Raw genomic sequence first — 20627 nt, 5'->3', positions numbered from 1 at the left:
TATGAAAAAAGAAATGTCTTTATGCTTAGAGTCTTTCTCCTTATATTAACCTTTAGCGACAGATAAGCGTTTTTTCTTTAAATCTTTTCCAATTGTCAACATCATTGTTAAATAACATGCGCCTCCACCAATAAAGTTACTGATAGCTTCAGCAATAAAAACACCATCAATACCCATATATATAGGTAAAATCAAAGTCAATGGAACAACGATCATCACTTTTCTAAAAAGTGAAAAGAAAACCGCCTGTTTAGACTTTCCTAATCCTACCGCCACAGCTTGCCCTGTCATTTGAAAAGCCATCATAAAAAAGCCAAAAAAGTATAAATGAATAGCTTGCGTTCCATGTGTTATGATTTCTGGATTATGACTAAAGATCTGAATATAAAATTGAGGAAACAAAGTAATACTGAGCCATAAAAGAAAACTCGTTAAGAAGCAAGTGATTGTTGTAAAACGAATAGCTTTTAAAACTCTTTGATATTGTTTAGCTCCATAATTATAGCCAAGCACTGGCTGTGAAGCGTTAGCTAAGCCTTGTCCTGGTAAAGATACAACCTCTCTAATAGAATTAATAATTGTCATAATCGCAATATAGAAATCTCCACCATATGTCTGAAGTGTGGCATTACAAACAATTGTGACAACAGAATTTGTCAATCCCATCATAAATCCAGCCATCCCTAAAGCAAATATTTTTTTCACATGTTTTATTTTTAATTTCAGTCTTTCTTTTTTTAATTTCAATATCGTTTTTTGACCTGTTAAAAATTGGAATGTCCATAAGGCAGACACAAACTGTGATATTACAGTCGCAAGCGCTGCACCTTTGACTCCCATTGCTAAAACAAAAATAAAGATAGGATCCAAAATAATATTTGTTACAGCACCTAATAAAACTGTCATCATGCCTATTTTCGCAAAACCTTGACTATTAATAAAACTATTCATGCCTAAACCAATCAAAACAAATGGCGTTCCCAATAAATAAATACTCATATAATCATTTGCATATGCAATGGTATTCTGACTGGCTCCAAAAGCCCATAATAATGGTTCTTTAAACAATAGTCCAACAATCATAATCAAAACTGAAAAAAGAATCAGTAAAGAAAACGAATTTCCCATAATTTCTTCTGCCAAATCATGATCTCCACTTCCTCTCGCTATAGAACAAAGTGGTGAACCACCCATACCAAATAAATTCGCAAAAGCAATGACAATAGAAATTAAAGGCAAACATAAACCTAAGCCACTCATCGCAAGAGTAGCTACATCAGGTAATCTTCCAATATAAATACGATCAACAACGTTATATAAAATATTGATAAACTGTGCAACAATCATTGGTCCAGCAATATGTAAAATATGCTGAGATACATTTCCTAATGCAAAGTTATTTTGATTTTGCATTTATATAAGCTGTAATAAATCTAATGGTTTTTCTAAAACAATTGTTGCATTTTTCATTTCTTCTTTAGCGACATTACCCCATTTGGCATATCCAAAATCTATATGAGCATTTTGAGAAGCCAATTCATCTGAACGAGCATCACCAATATAAATCACTTCATCAGGTTGAAGCTGTAATCTTTTTAAACATTCTAGTAATGGTGTTGGATCTGGTTTATGTTTATCAGTATCTTCTGCTAATATTGTAGCTTTCATATATTTATCCAACCCTTTTTCAACCATATCAATTTGATATTGAGCCTTTGTTTTGGCAGATACAACAGCTTGAATAATCCCTGCTTCTTCTAGTTTTACAAAAACCTCTTCAAATCCTTCATAAAGTGTTGCCCCTTCTTCATATTCATTGACATATTGAACCCATCTGGCATATGTTTTTTCTTTATCTTTTATATTTAATTCTTCCATCACTTTCATACCAGGATAAGCCGCAAATTTTAAAACGTCTTCAAAACTCCAATCTTCATTTAATTCTTCTTTAATAATTCTCATTAATGGATACATATTCATATTTAATGTATTTAAAACTGTTCCATCAATATCATAAATAACTGCTTTATACTTTTTCATATCTTTTTGCCTCTCTTCGATAAATCTTCATAAGCTTCTTTTAACCACTGATGTGGATATAAAATACGTTTATGTTGTAACTGTTCTTTTAAAAATAAATAAGCACTATATGCTGGTGATATCTTCATTCCTTCTTCAATAACCTCTAAATAAGGAGGAAGTCCTGGTTGATCCCATTGTATTTTATCAGCCAGAAAAACAACGAGATCTATTTGACTAGGGTGTGCTTTCAGTGTTGTATGACATGTGATAGCTGATAAAACGTCTTTATCTTCAATTTGAAAGATGTTTTGTGCAAATAATGCGGAAACTCTTTGATGCAGTAGGAATGGATACTTTTCTTCGGATGGATCTATTGTCCAGGCATTTTGTAACGCTATTTCCATCATTTGATTGTGAGAAATCACAGCACTGATGTCGTGTAATAAAGCTGCCTGATAACATTTTTGAGGATCAACTCCAAATCTATGAGCAAGGTTCAGACTCTCATTTGCAACTTTCAAGCTATGTTCTTTCGTATGAATACATTGATATGTATCAAAAAACTGACAAACATTCTCTTTTAAACTCAAATCTGGTGATATAAGATAGTCCATCATTGGCTATTCTCCACATAGCGATCAATATGACGCTCAACGACATCAAATGGCGCTGTTCCCGTTTCTAATAATGCTTCATGAAATGACTTATGATCAAAATTATCCCCTAATGTTTCTTGAGCTTCTTCTTTCATTTGTGCTATTTTTTCATACCCAACATAATAAGGAACAAATGCTGCTGGATTAGCTTGAAGCTGTTTATATAATGCTGACAAAGACTCTTCATCTAAAACCATTCCATTGTCTTCTAAAAAATCAAGAACATCACTTTGACTCCATCCTTCATAATGAATACCAATATCTATCAAAATCGTTAAACTATTATTCAACAATTCTGCTTCTTTATATAACTGCAAAACATCTTCATCAATCTCATCTTCTAAATATTTTAAACATTCATATTGTGCATATGTCGCATAGCCTTCACTATAAGCCTGACAGCTGGCAATGGCTTTTCTAAAATTGTTTGTCTGATTTTCATACATATACGCATATTGATACATGTGTCCTGTTAGCCCTTCATGTGCCACTGTTGCATAAGTAGATATCGTCTTGACATCATTTGTTTTAGGATTGACTCGCAACTGTTTCACTTGTGTTCCATCTAATGTAGGAATATTAAAATAAGCTGTTACCCCTGAATCAGAAGCTAAATTTTCATTGACATCTTGAATTTGATATGACAGTTGATCAACTTCAGGAAAATCTTGCGATAAATTCTGTTTGATAAACTTCAAAATTTCATCGTAACTCTGGAAATTTGTTTGAGGGAAATTCCCATTTGTATAATCTTCATAAAGCTCAGGATTTTGAATAGCTAATACAACCAGACGTTGCATATGCTGATGAAAAGCATCTTCCATCATATTTTTGACTTCTTCTACTGTTTGATCAGTTCCACTGCTTTGTTGTAATAATAAAGCATAGTATTCTTTACCATCTTTGAAATGAGCGAGTCCCTGCTCATTATTGGTACCATCTTTAAGATGAGATAAAGTAGTTATGATTTCTTGATAAGCTGGAAAGAAAGATGTTTGAAAAGCGTCTTCCATTTGTTGTTTATAATCTTCTTTCTTTTGCTTTGTGATATCTAGATTTTCTATATTTTCATAAACAGCCTGTAAAACAGGACTATGATCTTTTTGATCTAAAATTCTTTGACAATAAGTTAAAACTGAATCAAAATCAATCATTAACAAACCTTTTTGAGCTTGTGTTTTTGTATAATCTAAAGCTTCTTGCGTATAGGGTAAAATATCTTTAACCATGACAATCATATTTTGTAAATCTTCTTCATTTCGTATGTCCCAATCAGTCAATAAAGTTGGATATTGATAATGTAAACCGGTCATACTGGCAAATAAAGAACCATAATAATCAAATTTTTCATCACTTAATTTTTTATCAATTGATAATTGTGTTTTATAAATATCATAAGAATCTTTTTGAGCTTCAGTTAAAGCATCATAATCAAATTCCATTAATTGTTCATAGGTATCATTTAACTCCTGTTTGAGTTTTTGCTGGTCATCTTGAGATGCACCCATGCCTAGTCCAACTTCTACCTGACTCATATCAATTCCAAAATCTTCTGGATGAGTCACATAAGTATGTAAAGTCACATAATCGTTTTCCATCGTTTCTACAAATTCCTGATTTAAAAATTGATCAAACTCTTTTTGAACTGTCACATTATCTTGCTGGCATCCTACCATGCAAAAGAATAATGTTATGGACAATAAAAACTGGATTGACTTTTTTAAATATTTCATATTTTTCCTCATTTCTTATTTGTTGTTATCTACACTTTCCGTGACTTGACTGACATCTTCCCAATGTAAGTTTTGAACTTCTGTTAGTAGTGATGAAAATATTTTTTTATCTGTTTTTCTATAAATTCCATAATACATCACATGTGCCTGTGGATCACTAATAGGAATAGCCTTGCGATTTTCTGATTTTCCTTCCTGTTTCATTGTAATATCACTTCTAAAATTAGGTAATGCCGATGCCTTAATCAATTCATTGAAAACCTGCCCATCTTCCTGAAATAACAAATGTGACTGAGGAATGACTTTTTGACAGATTTCATTCCAGAATCCTATTCTTGACAACAACAGAACACTTTCACCATTTAAATCATCAAATGATATTTCTGGAAATAAAGCTAAAGGATGTGCTGGTGGTACAGATAAAAAGAGATTTTCTTCAAATAATGGCACACATTCATAATCAGGATTATCAATAGAATGATGAAAAACAATAATAGAAAATTCATAGTTTTTTAATCCTTGCAGTAAAATGTCTTCTCGAGAATCAAGAACATCATGAATTTGCATTTCAGGGTATAATTTTTTGAAAACATGACGTAATCCCCAGATTGGTGCTGGTGCACAGGACCCAATTTTCACTTCGTATTGGCTGCGATTATAAGCCTGCAAAGTATTCACAATCTTTTCTTTATCATTTAAAAGTTTCTCAAAAAGTTCCACAGCCAATTTCCCATTTGCATTCAATTCAACTTTATTTTTCTTACGGTCAAAGAGCTGAACACCTAATTCGTCTTCCAGACGTTGAATCGAACGTGTTAAAGCTGGTTGCGATATAAGTAAAACTTCAGCCGCTTTAGAAATTGTTCCCACTTTCGCAATCGTTAATAACTGTTCTAACTGATAAAATTCAATCATGAATACACCTCCACTTCACTATGCATTTTAATTATAGCACAATAAAATATTGATATTGTACTTTTTTCAGCTCTTTTTCTAAAATAACAAGTGAAAGGAGGAAGTCAATGCAATATCAAAAACTCAATAATGGTGTCATGATGCCTATGTTAGGTTATGGAACATTTCAGATTCCACCTTTACAGACTGAAAAATGTATTCTTCATGCCTTAGAAAGTGGTTATCGTCTTATTGACAGTGCGGCTGCTTATTTAAATGAAAAAGAAATTGGTAAAGCTTTACAAAAATCTCAAATTCCTAGAAAAGAACTCTTTATCACAACCAAGGTATGGGTTCAAGATGCTGGTTATGAAAAGACAATGAAAGCTTTCCAGACATCTTTAGAAAATTTAGGTTTAGATTATATTGATTTGTATCTGATTCATCAACCTTATGGTGATTACTATGGATCTTATAGAGCCATGGAAGAATTATATATGAAAGGAAAAATCAGAGCACTGGGTGTCTGTAATTTTAGTCTGGAAAGATTTGTGGATTTATATATGAACTGTTCTATTAAACCGATGATTAATCAAATCGAATATCATCCATTCTTTCAACAAAAAAAAGCTCATTACCTGTTTGAACAATATCAATGTATAACACAGGCTTGGGGACCATTGAATGAAGGTCAAAGACATATTTTTGAAAATCCAATATTATTAAAAATAGCGAAAAAACATCATAAAACAGTTGCCCAAATTGTATTAAGATGGCAAATCCAACAAGGAATTATTGCGATTCCGAAAACAATTCATCAAGAACGCATGATTGAAAATATGGACATATGGGATTTTCAATTAGATCAGGATGATTTTATAGAAATGAATAAACTCAATCTTGGTCATAGTGAAATCATTGATTATCAATGTTATTCAACTGCTAAAAACTTAAACAAATTTAAAATTCATGAAAATTCAACAAAGGAGATACACATATGAAAACATTTGAACTCAACAACAAACAACATATTCCTGCCGTCGGTTTTGGCGTTTTTATGATTCCAAACGATGGACCAACTTACGATGCCACATTAGCTGCTTTAAAAGCTGGATATCGTCATATTGATACAGCTGCTGGATATATGAATGAAAGCGATGTTGGAAAAGCAATCAAAGACAGTGGTATTGATCGTCAAGATATTTTTATTACTTCTAAATTATGGTTACAGGATTATGGATATGAAAATGCGAAAAAAGGTATTGAAAATTCATTAAGACTGCTTGGTGTAGATTACATTGATCTTTATTTATTACATCAGCCATATGGTGATTATTTAGGAGCATGGAAAGCTTTAGAAGAAGCTTATGAAGAAGGAAAATTAAAATCTATTGGTATTTCTAATATCACTGTCAGCTTATGGAATCAATTTAAGGATGGTATGAAAGTCATGCCTGCAGTGAATCAGGTAGAATTTAACCCATTTGTTCAACAAAGAGAACTTAGAAAAGTGATGGATGAAAATCATATTCTTTTAGAAGCATGGTATCCTTTAGGACATGGTAATAAAGAATTATTAGAAAATCCTGTTATTTGTGAATTAGCTGACAAATATCATAAAAATGCTGGTCAGATTATCTTACGTTGGATTTATCAGGAAGGTGTGATTTCTTTACCAAAATCTACAAATCCTGAAAGAATGAAAGGAAATATTGATATTTTTGATTTCGAATTAAATGCCGAAGAAATGGAAAAAATGCGTGCTTTAGATACAGGTAAACCAACACACAATCCTGAAGATTCTGCCAATGAAGTCAGATTATCACAATTAAAGATTCACGATTAAACAACATGATATCAGATTAAGGAGGTCTTCATATGAAGAAATTATGGATCAGTCTATTATGCGCTGGCTCGCTGTTGAGTTTAACAGCTTGTCAAAGTCAGCCATCAACGCTAGAGAATACATCTCAAAACGAAACAACTTCTACACCAGAAACAAACCCAATCCAAAATGATGTAAAGATTTTAATCGCTTATTTTACAATGCCTGAAACTGATGGAACAGATATGTCTTCATCTGCCAGTCGTGTTATCAATAATGATGAACTGATGGGTGCAACTGAATATGTCGCAAGTGGTACTATGATAACTATATGCATTGCCTGTCAAATGGAATGAATCTCTACATGAAGTATGCAATGTATGCCAAAAAGAACGAAAAGGAATTCAAGAATAAAAAATTCAATTCATTGAACTGGGAAAAGGATAAAAAAGGAAACAGGATATGTCCAAATGGACATGTATTTGATAGAAACATAGGGGATGTCCATGATGAACGTGGAGAATATCTGCGAATCAAACAAAAGATGACAAGTGAAAAGAGCTGTGAAGGATGTCCGTTCATGGATGAATGCTGTCAAAACAAGAGGCATCAGAAAGTCCTGACAAGAGATGCCGTGCTGGATGAATTCTATGCAGTTGTAGATGAAAATCTGTCAACGGAATTTGGAAGAGAATTAAAGAGACAGAGAAGCATACAGGTCGAAGGAGCATTTGGAGTCATCAAGCAGGACATGAAATTCACAAGATTCACGAGAAGAGGATTGAAAAATGCAAAAATGGAATTTCTCATTGTGTGTCTAGGCTATAATTTAAGGAAATATCATAAATATCGCTTGAAAAGGGAGAAGGAAGAAAGGGAGAAATTGCTTCTCAATTAAAAAGATATGCACATGAAAAAAACAAATTTTGAACGATATAGGGATATTGCGCCCAAAAATAGGGAAAACAGAAGAAGAATCAACAAAAATATTGCATCTTGAGATCAGAAGAAGAGAGAAGATGTTTTTTTATTGCCTAAAAACAGAAAAAGAAAAGAGCTGAAACAAAATCAACTCTTTAAAAAGTTATTTCGTTACAGCCCCTTTTACTTTATCATCGCTTTTCAATAATTCTTCACAACCATTTTGAATCTGTTGGTGATGATTTTTATAAATATCTAACATTCTTTCCATATATGGAGTCATAATTGTTTGAATGTCGTGAAAATTTTCAAAATCAAGATTTCCAGATAGCTCTGTAAAATCAATAAATTGACGAATCCAAAAATCATCAACTTTCATAAATAGAAAGGCACTTTTTTGTCCATATCTGATCAAGACAGTATTTTTATTTAATTCTACTATACACTGATATCCTTGATAATCCCATTGATATTCCTTGACTTTTTTGATGTATTGATTGTGATGATCTTGAGAATATCTATCTTTCAGAAAATAAATATAATTCACATCATCATTGTAAACAACACCAACAGGTTTCTGCTCTTTATAATCATAAGTAAATCCTATAAATTCATTCCATTCTTTGAAAAAATAAGAATGATAAGATTCTGAATTATAGAGCTGACGGAGAACAACTATTATCCATACAACAAATAGAGTAAGTATAATAATGATGATTTTTTCAATATTTTTATATGATCACGTCACTTTATAAAACATATTTTCTATCTTTATTGTACTATGGAGTGTCAAAGAAAGCAAAATTATAGAGAAAAAGCATTATAAAAATTATTTATTTTGACTTTTGCGTTAAATCATAACTCCTATCAATTCTATGACAGATGTCTTCGAAATAAACTGACCCATCCAAAAGAATTGTATACCAGTGCTTTTTATTCATATGCCATCCTGGATAGTAATGTTGATAATCTATTAAATTCTCTATAACTTCAGGTGTTTCTCTTAAATCAATAATCTCTACTAACTCATCAGAATCTATTTCTAATTTACGCTTTGATACAATCATAAGAGCCGCATACCATTTTTGATTATCACTTCTACGCCATATTGCATTATCTGAAACCTTTTTCCAAAGAAATTCTAATTCATTTCCATATTTTTGATTGACATAATCTATAATTGATTTTGTGATTGGCGCATGAAAAACATCCATTTTACTACATTGATCAGCAATATCCATTAAAACTTCCTGATATTCTGTTCTCACCTGATGTACAAATTCTCCTTTTGCCTGATATGTTAAATGTAAAGTATAGGGTCATTTGTTGATGGATCAATAACTTGTGCCGTTATCTGCCCTGTATCTAAAATAACAACAGACATTATCAATCCGCTTTGAGATAATTTTTTCTTGAAAACATATTCATGACCTTCTTTAAGAAATCCATAAGTGATCAATTTTGAATAAACAATTTTTCTCTTATGAAAAATATTCTCTACCATATCCATTGCCAACACCTTTTTTATATTATAACATGCGGCTATAAAAAAGTATTAAAGCCCATTCACTTTAATACTCAATAACTTTTTTAAACATCTAGTTCTGGTTTTAATTCCATTGTTGCATAACTTGCAAGCAACTCAGGATTTGGAATATAATATCTTTTATTCTTGTTTAATTTAGCAATCTTTTGCATTTCTTCATTTGTTAATGCAAAATCAAAGATATCAGCATTATCTTTAATATGCTCTGGATTCTTACTTCCAGGAATAATAATATTTCCACTTTGAACATGCCATCTTAAAATAATCTGTGCATTTGTTTTTCCATATTTTTCAGCAAGCTCACTCCATAATGGTTCTTCAAGTAAAGTACGATCCCCATGTCCTAAAGGATACCATGCTTGAATTTTGATATCATGTTCTTTTAAAATGTCTTTTAATTCATTTTGTGGATAATAAGGATGAGCTTCAACCTGAATGACTGCTGGTTTGATTTCACAAATCTTTAAAATTTCCTGTAATGGTTCTCCTTCAAAATTAGATAAACCAATCGCTCTCACCTTTCCAGCTTTGACAGCTTCTTCCATCATTTGATATGCTGCTTTATAATCAGCAGTAGGTTGATGAAGAAGAAGTAAATCAATATAATCAGTATCTAATCTTTCTAATGTTTCATCAATAGCTGTTGCTTTACTATAGACAGTAGGCCATAATTTTGTTTCTAAGAAAATATCCTCTCTTTTCAGTCCACTACGTTTCATACCTCTACCAACTGCTCGCTCATTCATATAAGCATTGGCTGTATCAATCAATCTATGTCCCGATGTCAATGCATTGTAAACTGCTTCTTCTGCCTCTTCTGGTTTCATTAAAAATGTTCCTAATCCTACACTTGGCATTTCTACACCATTATTTAAAATCACTTTTTCATTCATGTTTTTTCCTCACTTTCATATCATTACCTTTTCTTGACATCTTTATTTTATAAAAAACAAATCAGAAAGTACAATATCAATATGTCATTGTACTATAACTCAAATGCATACTGAATAAATCATTTTTTTACAAAAGTATATAACATCAATCAAATTGATAAATGTCTTTAATACATTTTAAATAGGTCAAAGCTGTTGGTGATAATGTTTCTCTTTTTTTAGAAAGTATAATGAAATTTTGTTGAATATGTATATAAGATAAAGGTATTGTTGCAATATTTGTTTTAGCAAACTCTTCTTTTTGCCAGATATTCCCAAATAAAAATGCATCTAAAAAGCAAAGCATTTGAATGATAGCATGATAATTATTACTCACTATACTTTTTTGTGATTCTAGAATCATAAATCCATATTGTGATAAAGAAGCATTTAAGTAGCCAAAAAAATCTAATGGAAAATGAATCCAGATATAGTGGTTTAAAAATCTTAAGTCCTGTGATAAATTTTTTTCCAGATCATAATGACGATGATAATGTAAACAATAAGGTTGACGGTCTATAACTTCTACTTGAATATCTTTAGCTTCTGCAATCTTTTGAAATGCAGGTAAAATCTGATCATTTAAGATAACAATACCAAGTTCTGCCTCTCCTGTCACAATATCTTCTAAAACAGACTTAGGTGTTGTTTCATGGAATTGAATATAAGTTTCCATAGAGTCTGTCTGTCTAGAAAACTCATGTAAAATACGTTTATCTAAAAAGAGTGACGATATGGATACTTTTAAATAACATGGTAATGTTTTCTGATGCATATTTTTCCATTCATCAATCATATCAAAACGTTCTAAAATATTTTTAGCATGATAGTACAGTTCTTTGCCAATAGGTGTTGTTTCTACACCTTTATGACTTCTTAATAATAATTTCTGTCCCATTTCTTCTTCAAGCAGTTGCATTGTTTTACTCAAATTCGGTTGTGCTAAATATAATATTTTCGCAGCTTTACTAATACTTCCAGATTCCACAACAGTGACAAATTGTTCTAATTGATTTTTTTCCATCATTTCATCTCTTTATCTTATAAATTCCCTTCGTATAAAAATGAGGATATTGTTTTAAAACCTCATCAGCAACATACCCTTGATTAAAAATAATGACATAATCATAACTTTCTATATCTACATTCTGATGCAAATAAGACAATGTCTCAACATAAGGAGCATATAAAAAATATTTCATAGTATATTTTAATTGATATTGAGAAACCTGCTGTTGATTATCAGAGGCCACAACCAGATATTGTGATGTGTCAAACTGTTCCTGAGGATACCAGTGATCTCCTACCAGCTGTTCAACTTGACCAGCAATTGATGAAGCATGGGCTTTTTGAATCATTATCAGTTCACAGATTTCAGAATATACACATGATAAAGTGATCATCATAAAAACGAGTGTTGTATTTTGATAAAGCTTTTTTGTTTGTGGTGAATAAAAAGCTTTATAACTATTTCCATCTTTTAATTGAATATAAAATGAACGTTCCATATCAACAACAATACCCATCGTCATCGCTCCAACAAAAAACACCACAATACTACAAACATAGCGTTCCATCCCAGCCAAACGAATAGCCTCATCTTGAGGCATAGAAAACAAATACATACCTAATAACCCTGCAATATAAATAATGACAACCATATGAGTTACAAACCATATTTTTTGTAATTGCCATGGCTTTGAGAATATCCAACGATTAAAAATAAATAATCCCACAAAAAGAATTTCAAAAAAGAGAAAAACCTGTGTAGAACGATTTGATAAATGAAAAAGTGACTGAAAAAAGAAAGTCATGAGATAAGAATATTGACTTTTTGGTAAAGATTCTGATAATAGATCAAATTTATGTGTCATATCCCCAAAAGTTATATAAACATTATATTGCCATAACAGCCAGGGTAATAAAGCTGCTATGAAAACCATTCCTGATAACATCAGTCGTTCTAATAAAGAATAGGAACTACGCCAACAATACCATTGCCAATAAAGATAAGATATTATCATAAAAAAGACACCTGTTTCTTTCATCACTGTCATGAAAGCAAGCAGAGGAATCAGCAAATAAGCTACCTTCTTGATATCATAACGTTTATGATATATGAATGAGCATGTCGCTAAAGTCAATAATGGTAATATAAAATCTACGAGTAAGTTTTGAATACGAATCGTCATATTCAGATAAATCATAAAAGAACATCCCATTGATAGTATCACATAAAGCAAAAATCTTTTCTTTTCCTCAATGATTCCAAATATTGCATAAAAGCAAGAAAATATAAACATAGTCTGGCTCATAATCATTATGCCCTGATTATTTCCTAAAAATAAACAAAAATAATAAATAAATGAAGACATTCCTAATGGATAATCCTTAAAAGTAATCAATGCATCATAAGCTTCAGGAAAACGATGATTTGTTAACATATTTTTGACAACGATTCCCCAATGAGAAAAATTATCATAATGATCCATTTTTAAAAATAGTGATACCACTAAAAAAATAACTGTTATTGTTATAAAACATAAAGTCAATAATGAACAATAGGGAAAAGATAATTTTTTCATTCTCCTCTTTTTCACCATATATATTCCTAAAAATACTCCACACCATAAAATCAGATATGCTATGATTTGAAGTTTATCAAGCAATCCTCCTAAATAAACACATAGCCCTATAAAGCTAAAAGTCACAACTGGAGCATATGTCTTCTCTATTTTCGTAGATATAAAAGATATGTAACCTACCAAAGAAAAAAGAAAAATAAGTATCATTCATTGTTCTCCTTATCTATTAATTTTTTTATCAACATATTTAACTCTTTTTTCTTTAACAAAAGTTCATCAAGGTTTATGACTTCTAAAAGATAATGTTGATGCTTTAATTTCTTTTTTAAACGTAGATGAAAAGTTAAATCTTGCCAATGCAAAATAAGTTGATCTTTTGGATTCCCATGAAAATCTTTCACAAGAAAGTAATGATAATTAAAATCAATGATAAAAGCTTCACTACCATTTGAAAAAGAGAGTTTTTGATAAACAGGAATCCGAAATGTCTGTCTTTGTTCTTGTTGTCTTTTTTGAAAACGTAATTGAATGTTACGATAAAGATCATCATACAAAGTAGACCACTCATCAATATGCGATGGTAAAGAATGCTTGCGATCATGAATAATTTGAAGATATTGACGATAATCTTCTTCCTTTGCATCTTGAAAAGTGACAACATAAATCCATTTCCCTTGAACAACTTTGACATATAAAAGTTGTACCAATAATTTTGTTTGATATTTTTCAGTCTTGATTTCAACATAAAAAGAAGAATGGGTTGGAACATAAATCGGTAAAGGCAATGAAAAAGCCAAACTGACATAGGATAAATCTATAGTTGTTCCTTGATATATCTGATCATGAAAATCAAGTTCAATTGTTTCTTGTATCATAAAGCGTTCATATGCACGATATGAAGGTCTTCCTAACATAAAGAAGATAGCAAAACAAAGTGTGATCAAATTATAAAAAAGCCAAAATAAAATAATACTACTGTAAAATAAGGCACTTCCATATTTACCTGCTCCATAACGAATGATGGCAAGTATAGTGAGAACAATCAAAACCAAATGTGGAATCATATACAATAATGATCGTGTATGCATTGTCATTTTCTTTTTATTCGTAACTTTAAATGTTTTTTGGTGAATACCTAATGTTTCTAAAAAAACAGGAATAATTAAAAATGGAGCTAAAATGGTATCTATGATTTGACTCCATCTTTGATTTCTTGTTTGAGTTGATAAGTTATTTAAAGAAAGATGATAAAAAATAGCGGATGGTAACCAAAAAATAAGCAATTCATGAAATTGACATTGAACAAACTGTAAATCAAATAATGCAAACAAAATAGGTGCTAAAATAAAAACCATACGAGTTAAAAAAGACCACCAATAAAGAAAGGCACTGAGATACGATAATCTTAAAGAGACTGAAAGTGAAGATGTCATACAAGCATTTGTATTATAGATACTTTGAATGACCCCTTGTGCCCATCGTATTCTTTGTTTAATCATACTTGGAATTGTTGTGGTTGATAATCCTGATGCTTGAGATTCTTGCGTTGAATAAGTCCAATAACCTGCCTTTTGTAGACGTATGCTGGTTTCAAAATCTTCCGTAATTGTGTGATATGGAAAACCACCTATCTTTTCCAGTGCTTCACGTAAGATAACAGTATTGCTTCCTGTATAAGTTGCGCCAAAATGAGCGTTTCTTAATACGTTAATTTCTTTTGAGAAAAAGTCCTGTTCATTTGGAATCGTTGTTTCTGAAAACAAATGAAATTGGAATAAATCCTGATTATAAAAACTTTGAGGTGTTTGAACTAAGGCAATAGGTAAATATGAAGAAGATGTTGCATCTGGAATAAAGAAATAAGGAACAGTCTTCATTAAAAAAGTTCTTTCGGGAATCATGTCAGCATCAAAAGTCACAATGAAAGGTGAATGTGTCAAAGATAATGCATGATTGAAATTTCCTGCTTTGGCATGTTGATTATTATCTATACCAATGTAATGAACCCCAAAGTGTTCTGCCAATCTTTTCACTTCCTGACGATTTTGATCATCGCACACATAAATATGCACAAGCTGATCGTCAGGATATTCTAAGAAGGTACAGGCATTTATTGTTTTGTATAACAGATCAACACTTTCATTGTGTGTTGCTATAAAAATATCTACTTCTGGATAATCTTCTTTTTGAAGGACTGGTGGTATTAGAACCTTTGTCCTATTTTTCATTTTTTGAATAATCAGTTCAAAACTGGTGAAAGTCGTTATGATTTCAGATAAAAGTAAAATAATAGCAAATATGATTTCACCAATACTTTGATCCAATGGTAATGTCCAAAACAGTCTCCATATTAAATAAAGAGATGAAAATAGTATTGATAAGATAAATATTATATTTCTTTTATTCATCATGAAAAGACCCACTTTTTCTGAATGGCATAAGATAGAAAAAACAAACACCCATCTATCAGTATCTTACTCATTGGAGTTGATAAAAGAAAATGAAGACAATATGTTCCTATTGATGATAAAAATACAATGAATATACATAAAGCCATATAACGACTCATACTTTGTTTTTGATTAACTGGTTGAAAAACATGCTTTTGAACGAGTTGATAATGACAAATGATGGATAGAAAGCGGGAAATAAAACTACTACAAAAAATAACTGTTAAAGATGATTGGAAAAAGAAAATGAATAAAGAAGATAAGAATATAAATACTAGCCAATCGATCATAAAACATAGAAAAGATAAAAGCGTATATAAATAAAATGAAGAATAAAGACTTTTGATAATGAGCCACGTATCCTGAATAGGTCGAAAATGTGTATGTTGATTGTGATGATAATAAATTGTTTGAATTGGAATTGTATTCAAATTTACTTGTTTTAAAAGAATGACCAATGCATTTGTTTCATATTCAAATCTTTGCCCATTAATTTTTAAAAGTGAATCAAGCAATTGATAATCATAACCTCTTAGCCCAGTTTGTGTATCTTGAATATAATGACCCGTAGACATCCATAAAAGTAGCGAAGCCATACGATTACCTAACCATGACTTTATAGGAACATGACGAAAAGAAAAATTTCTCATGCCTAACATAAATAAACTTTCGTCACTATACATCTTTGCAATCATCTTTTGAATATCTATCACAGCATGTTGTCCATCACAATCTGCACAGATGATTTTTTGACAAAATGATAAATGTTTTTGAATAAAACGATATCCACTTTTCAAGGCTTCACCTTTTCCTAGATTTTGAGGATGATGAATCACATAACACTGTGGCAGTCTTGCAATTTTGTTAAAAATGATATCATAATCCTGATGAGAGCCATCATTCACTACAACAATATGAAGATGTGGGATTTGTTTTAATTTTTTTACATAATCAATAAAATGTTCTTGTGGTTCTAATGCCGGAATTAAAAGACATGTATTGTTCATAAAGACCTCTTTCTATTTTTAGATATTAAATGTTATCATGATGGATAAAATATTTATTTTTTCCAGTTTTTTTAGCATGATATAATGCACTATCTGCATAATGATATAAAGTAGGATAATCATTGATGGATGAACTCACAAAAGCAACACCCATACTTATAGAAACATGATAATCCTGATAATAGTGACTTAAAGTCTTTCTAAATGCTTCTATAAAATATTGAAGCTTTTTTTCCAAGGAAACCATTGATAATGTATATGGAATAAAGATCAGGAATTCGTCGCCACCAATTCTTCCAATAATATCCTGGGACGAGGAATTTTCTGTTAAAAACTGAGCAATTAACTGCAATACTTTATCTCCTTCCTGATGTCCGCAATTATCATTGATACATTTAAAATTATCTACATCTAAAGCCACCAGCATGCCTTTGGAATGATTCTGGCATAAACAATTTTGGACATGTAACTCAAATCCTTTGCGATTATATATTTGAGTCAGTGAATCTATTTGTGACTTACTTTCTATTTCTTTTAGTTGTTTCAATAGATATGTCTTTTTTATCATATCCTGTGTTCTATCTATGATAATACCAAGAAATTCATGTTCTAAAGGATAAATATAAATGGATAAAAATTTTTCATTTACTTCCACCATATGATCATCATTCATCTGTTTTTGTAAATTGATAATATAATTTTGAAATTGATCTGGTGATCTTCTTAATGTCTGCCATTGTTGAAAATCAAGTCCTAATAAAGATTGCATATTCATAGAAAAGTGAGTTGTTTGATTTCTATGCAAACATGTAAACATAGCTATATCTTGATGTGAAAGATCAATGATTGGCTTATTTGTATGACTTGTATTTTTATATTTGTAAAACATCTGATTCAATATTTCTATTTTCTGATGATGAAAATCAAGTAACTTTAAATCTTTGCCTTTGATAAGTTTTTGGATATTCTTTTGTAGATAAGAAAAATTTTGATATATAAACTTTTGTATATGATTTTTCAAATACTTAAAAAGTATCATATATAAAATACTTAAATTCAAAAAAATAATCATCAGCACAAAAATAACGATGACTGTATCATATAGATAAGACTGATGAATAAAACAAAGAAGCAAAATACATAAAAGAAAACTAGACAGACAAAAATAAAAAACTATTTTTTTATAAAGTTTATTTTCATTCATAGCAGACCCTTTCTTGTATATGAAATATACATGTCTATTTATAGCGCATATAAACAAGCTTGCATAATATAAATCTTATATATAAACCCATATAAAATTTATATACCTACAAAAAAAGAAGGATTTCTCCTTCTTAAAACACATTAATATAAGATTCACTACATTTTTAATAAAGCAAAGTTAATGATTTTTAATAATTTGAACATGCTTCCTATCCTTTTTGATCTTTGACTATCTTTAAAATAGTATGAAATCTTCATCTATTTCTTCTTCATCAAATTTTTGATTTCTGTTTTCCTGTTGTTCAAGTTCATCCATTTCTTCCCATGTTATACCATAAGGAAAACCATTTGAAGTATAACCTGTAATACATGCGAATATATCATTGGATTCGTATAAATAATCTTCTTCGTATGTTTTTTTCTTTTTCTTACTCATATACTTTCTTGCCTTTCATCAATTTTAAACGCTTCTCTCATCCTCTCATAACAATTATAACTATTGTTTTACTCAAATAACATCCCAAATTCATTGATTTTATTAACACTTTCAATTAACTAAAAGATGCCAAAAATGAATTATGGTTAAAACATTTCATTATTAAAGAATATTCCTCTTATTTGATAATTGTCTTAATAAGTTGCATCATAATATCTTTATCTTCTGGTCTTGACGTTGCGACTAATATCGTTAAAGTCGCTAAAGCATCATTATTAATTCTTTCTTTTGCATTTTTATATAATGCATTGTTCTTTTCTAAAAAATATAAAAATATTGTTGCCCCTATTCTTTTATTACCATCAATAAAGCTATGGTTTTTAACAATAAAATATAATAATGCACTTGCTTTGTCTTCAAGTGTTGGATATAAGTCATTTCCTCCAAAACTTTGATATATGGTTGATATACTACTTTTAAATGAATCATCTCTTTCAATTGCAAATTGATCTCCTTGGTTTGCAAACATTGTATTGTGTATCAATTTTATACATTCATCATATTGAATAACATAAACATCTTTTTGTCCTTCAGGTACTTCTAAAGTATGATGATCATAATCATCTAATATTTTAAAACCTCTTTGATAAGCTTTTAAAAATTCTAACATAGCATCACTCGATGGTAATTTCCCACCTGCTTCTTTATATTGATCCAGCATTTTTGTAACATATTCAATATCTTGAAAATGTCTATCATTTATAACATATCCTTTTAATAAGTATTCTCTTAATATATTATTAGCCCATTTTCTAAAAAGAATACCATTTTTAGATTTTACTCTATATCCAATACTTATTATCATATCTAAGTTATAATATTCAATTTGTCGAGTCACTTGACGAGTGCCTTCTTTTTGAACTGTCGCAAATTTTGCGACAGTTGAATTATCTAATTCTTCTTTTAATGCATTATTAATATGTCTCCCTATTGTCTTGATATCTCTATCAAACAATTGTGATAATTGTTCTCTATTTAACCATACTGTTTCCTTATTAGAATCAATAGTAACATCTAATACAAAATCTCCATTTTTAAATTGTACAACTTCATTTCTTTCTACTATATTAATCATAATATCACCTTCTTCATCTGAAATTTTCTTAATTAGCTTATTATATCATTTATTTACATTTATTTCATTAACAAGCACAAAAAAAGACCAAGATATAATCTTGAATCTTTTTCCGTATTTGTTTTGATTAACATTTTGAGAACTCCGAAACCTTATAAAACAAAGGCTTTTAAGTCTATTTGTCGCTTACTTGTTGTATTGTCAACACAACCCAAAAATAACTTAAATCTTCAATACTTTAATTTAATTAAGCAAAAATTTATTTATGTTAATTTATTTTTTATAGCTACTGAAATATCCATTTATTTAATTTTATTAAAAACATTCTCTAGTTCCATTTCTAAAGTACTGAGTTTATTCAATGATTCATTAACTATTTCAATTTTCACAATGTCTAGTCTTCCATGGATTAAATCATTTCGAACTTGATCACACCTAATATCTTTAATCAAATTAATTAAAAATTTGCTTTTTTTTGATGTTATCAATGACTTATCCTTTAAAAATTTGATCGTATTAAATAGATTAGGCGGAGTGCTATTAGCCTTACACTCTCCATCCTGTGCTTGTCTATATTCACATTTATCACAAATTGAAGTAGGTTCTAGAAATTCATTAAATTCATTTTCGCAATTAGCCTTATTGGTAATCTCTGTTGCAAAATGATAGACCATTGATTCTAAAGCACTATTAATCAAGAAAAAAGCTTCAGTAAATAATCCTACACTTAAATCATTTTTACACAAAATAATTAATTTTTTATACAGTTTAAATTTTGAATCATTTAGTATCATACTTAAAGAATTTATATCTTCTTCAGAAAAAGTACTCTTTCTATTACTAATAATAGGTCCATTCCCAAAATCAGTATGATTGCTAAATGTAAAATTTTTATTCACATCAATCATTTGAGTAGCAATAAAAGTTTGCAAATAAGTACTGTAAACTCTAGGATAATAATTGTAATTATCTATTATTGACACACATAACAAAAATTCATTAACTACAGAAGAAAACTTATTCGATAAATAATTCTTTTCATATTTTTCAATACTTGGTCCACACCAATCTCTTTTTGCACAAATAAAACCATAAAATTGTAATTTAATTTTAGTATAATACAATTCATATTCGGTTCCTTTATTTCTTGTTATTTTCTCCACATATATTTCTTTTAGGTTTTTAATGAATTCAATTTTTGTTTTTAGAGATTCAATTGGTAGATGAAATGGAATATAACTTTCAAGCTCATAAAATGGTATTTCTCCATTTAAATAAT

21 protein-coding genes are annotated in these 20627 nt (G+C 30.0%); 4 read left to right on the top strand and 17 right to left on the bottom strand.

Translation table 11 applies throughout. The features are described from left to right. Positions 1–45 precede the first annotated feature (45 nt). Genes E0K96_RS06600 through E0K96_RS06580 form a run of 5 tightly spaced genes read right to left on the bottom strand, consistent with a single transcriptional unit; the run spans position 46 to position 5326 of the window. Positions 46–1413: an MATE family efflux transporter gene (locus E0K96_RS06600; protein WP_168082083.1), complete on the bottom strand. Its 1368-nt coding sequence runs from the start codon at positions 1411–1413 to the stop codon at positions 46–48. Beyond that, positions 1414–2040, bottom strand: a complete 627-nt coding sequence (locus E0K96_RS06595; protein WP_168082081.1) for an HAD family hydrolase — start codon at positions 2038–2040, stop codon at positions 1414–1416. It abuts the gene before it with no gap. Further along, positions 2037–2636 carry a bis(5'-nucleosyl)-tetraphosphatase (symmetrical) YqeK gene (gene yqeK, locus E0K96_RS06590; RefSeq protein WP_168082079.1) on the bottom strand — a complete coding sequence of 200 codons (600 nt, stop codon included), beginning with the start codon at positions 2634–2636 and terminating at the stop codon, positions 2037–2039. The genes E0K96_RS06595 and yqeK overlap by 4 nt, the downstream gene beginning before the upstream one ends. After that, the gene (locus E0K96_RS06585) at positions 2636–4411 is read right to left on the bottom strand and encodes a DUF885 domain-containing protein (protein ID WP_168082077.1); all 1776 of its coding nucleotides are present in this window, start codon (positions 4409–4411) and stop codon (positions 2636–2638) included. The genes yqeK and E0K96_RS06585 overlap by 1 nt, the downstream gene beginning before the upstream one ends. 15 nt (positions 4412–4426) lie before the next feature. Continuing rightward, on the bottom strand, positions 4427–5326 hold the full coding sequence (locus E0K96_RS06580) for a LysR family transcriptional regulator (RefSeq protein ID WP_168082075.1): 900 nt from the start codon (positions 5324–5326) through the stop codon (positions 4427–4429). A gap of 107 nt (positions 5327–5433) precedes the next feature. On the opposite strand from E0K96_RS06580, the gene E0K96_RS06575 reads away from it, so the two are divergent. Genes E0K96_RS06575 through E0K96_RS06560 form a run of 4 tightly spaced genes read left to right on the top strand, consistent with a single transcriptional unit; the run spans position 5434 to position 8028 of the window. Beyond that, entirely contained in the window at positions 5434–6306 is an 873-nt protein-coding gene (locus E0K96_RS06575) for an aldo/keto reductase (protein WP_168082073.1), read from the top strand. Beyond that, on the top strand, positions 6303–7151 hold the full coding sequence (locus E0K96_RS06570; RefSeq protein WP_168082071.1) for an aldo/keto reductase: 849 nt from the start codon (positions 6303–6305) through the stop codon (positions 7149–7151). The genes E0K96_RS06575 and E0K96_RS06570 overlap by 4 nt, the downstream gene beginning before the upstream one ends. Before the next feature lie 32 nt (positions 7152–7183). After that, positions 7184–7486 (top strand): hypothetical protein, encoded by a 303-nt coding sequence (locus E0K96_RS06565; protein WP_168082069.1) that lies wholly within the window; start codon positions 7184–7186, stop codon positions 7484–7486. An 8-nt stretch (positions 7487–7494) separates the two neighbouring features. Continuing rightward, positions 7495–8028, top strand: a complete 534-nt coding sequence (locus E0K96_RS06560) for a transposase (protein WP_370519886.1) — start codon at positions 7495–7497, stop codon at positions 8026–8028. A gap of 186 nt (positions 8029–8214) precedes the next feature. Here E0K96_RS06560 and E0K96_RS06555 read toward each other — a convergent pair whose 3' ends face one another. From E0K96_RS06555 to E0K96_RS06500, 12 genes are all read right to left on the bottom strand, one after another. After that, positions 8215–8598 (bottom strand): hypothetical protein, encoded by a 384-nt coding sequence (locus tag E0K96_RS06555; protein WP_168082067.1) that lies wholly within the window; start codon positions 8596–8598, stop codon positions 8215–8217. Between the two features lie 286 nt (positions 8599–8884). After that, positions 8885–9319 (bottom strand): MmcQ/YjbR family DNA-binding protein, encoded by a 435-nt coding sequence (locus tag E0K96_RS06550; protein WP_168082065.1) that lies wholly within the window; start codon positions 9317–9319, stop codon positions 8885–8887. A gap of 32 nt (positions 9320–9351) precedes the next feature. Further along, entirely contained in the window at positions 9352–9561 is a 210-nt protein-coding gene (locus E0K96_RS06545) for a hypothetical protein (protein ID WP_168082063.1), read from the bottom strand. Positions 9562–9641: 80 nt separating this feature from the next. Continuing rightward, positions 9642–10490 (bottom strand): aldo/keto reductase, encoded by an 849-nt coding sequence (locus E0K96_RS06540; protein WP_168082061.1) that lies wholly within the window; start codon positions 10488–10490, stop codon positions 9642–9644. Between the two features lie 145 nt (positions 10491–10635). Next, on the bottom strand, positions 10636–11553 hold the full coding sequence (locus E0K96_RS06535; protein ID WP_168082059.1) for a LysR family transcriptional regulator: 918 nt from the start codon (positions 11551–11553) through the stop codon (positions 10636–10638). A gap of 4 nt (positions 11554–11557) precedes the next feature. Beyond that, a complete protein-coding gene (locus E0K96_RS06530) occupies positions 11558–13321 on the bottom strand; it encodes a hypothetical protein (RefSeq protein ID WP_168082057.1) in 1764 nt (587 codons plus the stop codon). After that, positions 13318–15438, bottom strand: coding sequence for a glycosyltransferase family 2 protein (locus tag E0K96_RS06525; protein WP_168082055.1), 2121 nt, complete (start codon positions 15436–15438; stop codon positions 13318–13320). The genes E0K96_RS06530 and E0K96_RS06525 overlap by 4 nt, the downstream gene beginning before the upstream one ends. 83 nt (positions 15439–15521) lie before the next feature. Next, a complete protein-coding gene (locus tag E0K96_RS06520) occupies positions 15522–16571 on the bottom strand; it encodes a glycosyltransferase family 2 protein (protein ID WP_168082053.1) in 1050 nt (349 codons plus the stop codon). 25 nt (positions 16572–16596) lie between these two features. Then, positions 16597–17460 (bottom strand): GGDEF domain-containing protein, encoded by an 864-nt coding sequence (locus E0K96_RS06515; RefSeq protein WP_206080632.1) that lies wholly within the window; start codon positions 17458–17460, stop codon positions 16597–16599. 552 nt (positions 17461–18012) lie between these two features. Next, a complete protein-coding gene (locus E0K96_RS06510; RefSeq protein ID WP_168082049.1) occupies positions 18013–18213 on the bottom strand; it encodes a hypothetical protein in 201 nt (66 codons plus the stop codon). A 178-nt stretch (positions 18214–18391) separates the two neighbouring features. Beyond that, positions 18392–19348 carry a type II toxin-antitoxin system death-on-curing family toxin gene (locus tag E0K96_RS06505; protein ID WP_206080630.1) on the bottom strand — a complete coding sequence of 319 codons (957 nt, stop codon included), beginning with the start codon at positions 19346–19348 and terminating at the stop codon, positions 18392–18394. A gap of 302 nt (positions 19349–19650) precedes the next feature. Beyond that, a partial coding sequence (locus E0K96_RS06500; protein WP_168082047.1) for a hypothetical protein occupies positions 19651–20627 on the bottom strand: 977 nt, incomplete at its 5' end.

Origin of the sequence: Massilimicrobiota sp. SW1139, assembly GCF_012027715.1 — a bacterium.
Taxonomy (GTDB): domain Bacteria; phylum Bacillota_I; class Bacilli_A; order Erysipelotrichales; family Coprobacillaceae; genus Allocoprobacillus; species Allocoprobacillus merdigallinarum.
The sequence above is the reverse complement of the archived record's forward strand: the minus strand, read 5'-3'. Positions and strand labels throughout refer to the sequence as shown.

What these genes read in the sequence shown, in the direction of transcription:
- E0K96_RS06565 (WP_168082069.1), top strand. Translation starts at nt 7,184, where the DNA reads ATGAAGAAATTATGGATCAGTCTATTATGCGCTGGCTCGCTGTTGAGT.
- yqeK (WP_168082079.1), bottom strand. Translation starts at nt 2,636, where the DNA reads ATGGACTATCTTATATCACCAGATTTGAGTTTAAAAGAGAATGTTTGT.
- E0K96_RS06585 (WP_168082077.1), bottom strand. Translation starts at nt 4,411, where the DNA reads ATGAAATATTTAAAAAAGTCAATCCAGTTTTTATTGTCCATAACATTA.
- E0K96_RS06580 (WP_168082075.1), bottom strand. Translation starts at nt 5,326, where the DNA reads ATGATTGAATTTTATCAGTTAGAACAGTTATTAACGATTGCGAAAGTG.
- E0K96_RS06540 (WP_168082061.1), bottom strand. Translation starts at nt 10,490, where the DNA reads ATGAATGAAAAAGTGATTTTAAATAATGGTGTAGAAATGCCAAGTGTA.
- E0K96_RS06535 (WP_168082059.1), bottom strand. Translation starts at nt 11,553, where the DNA reads ATGGAAAAAAATCAATTAGAACAATTTGTCACTGTTGTGGAATCTGGA.
- E0K96_RS06560 (WP_370519886.1), top strand. Translation starts at nt 7,495, where the DNA reads ATGAAGTATGCAATGTATGCCAAAAAGAACGAAAAGGAATTCAAGAAT.
- E0K96_RS06505 (WP_206080630.1), bottom strand. Translation starts at nt 19,348, where the DNA reads ATGATTAATATAGTAGAAAGAAATGAAGTTGTACAATTTAAAAATGGA.
- E0K96_RS06570 (WP_168082071.1), top strand. Translation starts at nt 6,303, where the DNA reads ATGAAAACATTTGAACTCAACAACAAACAACATATTCCTGCCGTCGGT.
- E0K96_RS06530 (WP_168082057.1), bottom strand. Translation starts at nt 13,321, where the DNA reads ATGATACTTATTTTTCTTTTTTCTTTGGTAGGTTACATATCTTTTATA.
- E0K96_RS06520 (WP_168082053.1), bottom strand. Translation starts at nt 16,571, where the DNA reads ATGAACAATACATGTCTTTTAATTCCGGCATTAGAACCACAAGAACAT.
- E0K96_RS06545 (WP_168082063.1), bottom strand. Translation starts at nt 9,561, where the DNA reads ATGGATATGGTAGAGAATATTTTTCATAAGAGAAAAATTGTTTATTCA.
- E0K96_RS06595 (WP_168082081.1), bottom strand. Translation starts at nt 2,040, where the DNA reads ATGAAAAAGTATAAAGCAGTTATTTATGATATTGATGGAACAGTTTTA.
- E0K96_RS06575 (WP_168082073.1), top strand. Translation starts at nt 5,434, where the DNA reads ATGCAATATCAAAAACTCAATAATGGTGTCATGATGCCTATGTTAGGT.
- E0K96_RS06510 (WP_168082049.1), bottom strand. Translation starts at nt 18,213, where the DNA reads ATGAGTAAGAAAAAGAAAAAAACATACGAAGAAGATTATTTATACGAA.
- E0K96_RS06600 (WP_168082083.1), bottom strand. Translation starts at nt 1,413, where the DNA reads ATGCAAAATCAAAATAACTTTGCATTAGGAAATGTATCTCAGCATATT.
- E0K96_RS06515 (WP_206080632.1), bottom strand. Translation starts at nt 17,460, where the DNA reads ATGTTTTACAAATATAAAAATACAAGTCATACAAATAAGCCAATCATT.